Annotated in this window: 4 protein-coding genes; all 4 read right to left on the bottom strand. The window is 66.1% G+C overall.

Going from position 1 to position 2,651, the window contains the following annotated elements; all coding sequences use genetic code 11:
- Nucleotides 1-44: 44 nt before the first annotated feature.
- A complete protein-coding gene (locus AP234_RS34125; RefSeq protein ID WP_055483889.1) occupies nucleotides 45-257 on the bottom strand; it encodes a hypothetical protein in 213 nt (70 codons plus the stop codon).
- A gap of 10 nt (nucleotides 258-267) precedes the next feature.
- Nucleotides 268-1,107, bottom strand: coding sequence for a secretion system protein (locus tag AP234_RS34120; RefSeq protein WP_152990789.1), 840 nt, complete (start codon nucleotides 1,105-1,107; stop codon nucleotides 268-270).
- Nucleotides 1,104-1,880, bottom strand: coding sequence for a type II secretion system F family protein (locus tag AP234_RS39800; protein ID WP_431999135.1), 777 nt, complete (start codon nucleotides 1,878-1,880; stop codon nucleotides 1,104-1,106). The genes AP234_RS34120 and AP234_RS39800 overlap by 4 nt, the downstream gene beginning before the upstream one ends.
- An 86-nt stretch (nucleotides 1,881-1,966) precedes the next feature.
- A partial coding sequence (locus AP234_RS34110) for an ATPase, T2SS/T4P/T4SS family (RefSeq protein ID WP_160330547.1) occupies nucleotides 1,967-2,651 on the bottom strand: 685 nt, incomplete at its 5' end.

Here is a 2,651-nt window from a genome sequence, read left to right as displayed (position 1 = left end):
GATGATCCCCCGCTCATCGCTGACTTTGCGCACGCCGCATCGACTCACAGTTTGATCGAGTTGGCCTTGTCGATGATCTTCGCTGTCACGATGCCCATAACCGTGATTGCTACGAGGACGAGCGCGGCAATGATGATCATGGCCTCGGCGGACATCGCACCCGTCTCCGGATCCTTGCGCAGCTGTTCGAGCCGGTTCCGGAGCAGTCCGTTGAGAGCGAGCCAGGAAGCGATCTCCGGCGGCAGCAGCTTGGACATGTCGATCTCCTCAGCTCATGATCCGGTAGACGGCGGGGAAACAGACGAGCACCAAGAATCCGAAGACTGAGATGCCAATAGCGATGGGCATCTCGCTGGTACGGCTGTTGGCACGGGCTCTGGCGTCGGTCAGCGCCGTGGTGCGCATGGACTGGGCTTTGGCGAGCAACGTGGACAGCACCTGGACCCCCTCGGTGCCGGCGTCCTCGGCAATGTCCGCGAGCTCGGAGAGCTCCAGAATTCCCACTTGCTCCCCCAGAACGGCGAGTCCGCGCCAGGGTTGCTCGCCAGCGCGTCTGGCATGCTCCAGGACCTGAGCGATTCGGCCGAATACCCAGCCTGTGCACACCTCTGCCGGTGCCTGAAGCGCTTGGGGAGGGCCTGCGCCGGCGGCCCGCTCCAGCGCGACCATGTCGAGGTAGGTGGCCAGCGCCGCGCGGAACTCCTGGCGCCGCTCGCGCGCCTGGCTGCGAGCGGCATAGCCGGGAACCAGAGCGAACAGAACACCGAGGAACAGGCCTGCTCCGGTGGGTACAGGCCAGGGCAGGGGAAGGCCGACCGCCGCACACAGCAGACTCAGCGGGAGAGGCAGGAGCAGCCCGAACAGCAGAAAGGCGACGCGCTGGAGGGTGAAGCGCTCGACGCTGATCCCGAGGAGCGCGAGGTCGTCGCGCGGCACGGGAAAGCGCGCCATGCGTAGGGTGAGCCGGCCTACCGGGCCAGGACGGCGGACTCCGTCGAGGCGTGCGAGAGCAGCGTCCAAGCGCGGGGGGCCGGGGAAGAGTTCCGCCGCAACAGTGATCAGGCCGAGGCCGATCAGTGCTCCTGCTGCCACCGCCGGAAGGCTCATCGTCCCCTCCCTGTATCTGTGAGAAAGCGGTGGCCTACAGCGGCGCTGCCGAGGCGGTGCAACCACGAAAGCGCCGCGCCGTAGAAGGCGACCACGACGGCCAGTACGGCCTGGCCGATCGGCGTCCCGAAGGGGGCGGCATAGGACCGCTGGATAACCGCTATCGCGGTGAAGGCGACGACGATGATAATGATCCAACGCACCGTCGTGCGGTGCTCAGCCCGAGCGGCTTCTACTTCCCGGCGATCGCTCACATCCCTGGCGACCAGCTCGGCAAGCTGGTGCAGTACGGCGCTGGCTCCCTTGCCCCGTCTCCGGGCCACCAGGATGAGGGCAGCAGCGATACGGTCCCCAACGGGATCGTCCAGCTCGTCTGCGAAGAGCCGAAGTGCCTCCTCCGTGGGCATCCGAGCCACGCGAAGCCGACGCGCGAGGGACGACACTGGGCTGGCGATCGCGGGCGGGACGTTGCGGGCAGCACTCTGCTCCAGGGCCTGCTCCAGCGCGCGCCCAGCTACGAGCAGATCAGCGAGGCGCCGGGTCCACAGCTCCAGTGCCTCAAGCTTGCGGATCTGCTGTACGGCGGTGCGTCCAGTCAGCACACGCGGCAGGGCCAGTACGGCGACTGCCGCGGCGCACGCGGCGACAGGCCATCCGGTCAGTCCGAGGACGGTAACCGCGGCAGCGACAGAGCTCAAGATGAGTCGGTGTCGTGCGATCAGGAACTTGCACACGGCCAGCCACCGAGCAGGCGGACGTACCGGCTCATCCATTCCCTGGCCGATGACGCCCATGACAATGCAGGCAGCTCCGCCCAGTACGCCTGAGATGCTCAACCCGATGAGAAGGGCAGATGTGTTCACCGGACCTCCCACATCGCGGTGTAGGGGTCGAGGAGTGCCGGGTCGAACCCGGCGGCCTTCAGCCTGGGCAGGCACTGAGGCGTGATGTTCGGCATCGCGCGGCCCCCTGGTCCCGTGGGGCTGAAGACGTGATTACGGCTGGGCAGCTCGCTGTCGGCCGGCGGCATGACCTCGAGGACTTCGGAGACGAACCGGCTGTTCGTCGATGGGTCCATGCGCAGGTGCACGACCAGGTCAATAGTTTCCCCGGTGTTCAGGTGGATGACGGCGGGTGGAGTCTGGGTGCCCACACCGCGAGTCCAGAGCATGACGATCCGATTGAAGATCTCCTCGGTGCCGTCGGCGTGGATTGTGCACATCGAACCGGGGTGGCCCGTGTTCATCGCCTCGAACATCGGGATGATCTCGTCGGACCGCACCTCGCCAACGAAGATCCGCTTGATGTTCTTTCGTAGGGAGTGCGGGATCAGGTCGTTGATGGTGACCGCGCCGGCGCCTTCGGAGTTGGCCTGGCGGGACTGGAAGGCGATCACGTTCTGGTGGCGATGCTTGAGCTTGTCGAGGAACAGTTCGTAGTCGGATTCGAGGGTGGCGAGGCGCTCGGCCGGATCGATGGCAGAAGCGAGGGCCCGCAGCATGGTCGTTTTTCCTGCAGCTGTGCCGCCCGTGATAACGATGTTC

The organism is Sphaerimonospora mesophila, from assembly GCF_001417795.1.
In the GTDB taxonomy this organism is placed as follows: domain Bacteria; phylum Actinomycetota; class Actinomycetes; order Streptosporangiales; family Streptosporangiaceae; genus Sphaerimonospora; species Sphaerimonospora mesophila.
The sequence above is the reverse complement of the archived record's forward strand: the minus strand, read 5'-3'. Positions and strand labels throughout refer to the sequence as shown.

Excerpts from the sequence above, each read along its gene's own strand:
- AP234_RS34125 (WP_055483889.1), bottom strand. The coding sequence starts at position 257 with ATGTCCAAGCTGCTGCCGCCGGAGATCGCTTCCTGGCTCGCTCTCAAC.
- AP234_RS34120 (WP_152990789.1), bottom strand. The coding sequence starts at position 1,107 with ATGAGCCTTCCGGCGGTGGCAGCAGGAGCACTGATCGGCCTCGGCCTG.
- AP234_RS39800 (WP_431999135.1), bottom strand. The coding sequence starts at position 1,880 with ATGGATGAGCCGGTACGTCCGCCTGCTCGGTGGCTGGCCGTGTGCAAG.